The 406-nt window shown below is 52.7% G+C and carries 1 protein-coding gene; it reads right to left on the minus strand.

The features are described from left to right. Positions 1 to 406: methylenetetrahydrofolate reductase (locus tag ASC50_RS05155; protein ID WP_193391211.1), on the minus strand; the 406-nt coding region annotated here is incomplete at both ends.

Here is a 406-nt window from a genome sequence, read left to right on the forward strand (position 1 = left end):
GGCTGGGCACACCCGCTTTGAGCAATTCCCGGCATTGCGCAATACTCCATTCTACGCCCACTTGCTTTGCCTCATCGTCTGTCCGGCAACGGGTTAGCTCGCGCACCAGGTCGGACGGCAACTCTGAGCGAAAAATCTTTGGCAGCACAGTCAATTGGCTCAACAGCACAATAGGCTTGATGCGCGGTATAATCGGCACCGTGATACCCTCTTGGCGGACACGGGCAACAAAATCGAAGTATTTTTGGTTGTCAAAAAACATCTGTGTTACCGCATATTCGGCGCCCATGGCGATTTTTTGCTTCAAAAACGCGATGTCCGACTCCATATTGGGTGCCTCCTCGTGCTTTTCGGGGTAGCACGCCACGCCAAACGAGAACGGCGTTTCAGGCTTGTCAAACACATT

The sequence above is a fragment of the Candidatus Symbiothrix dinenymphae genome, from assembly GCF_001431085.1.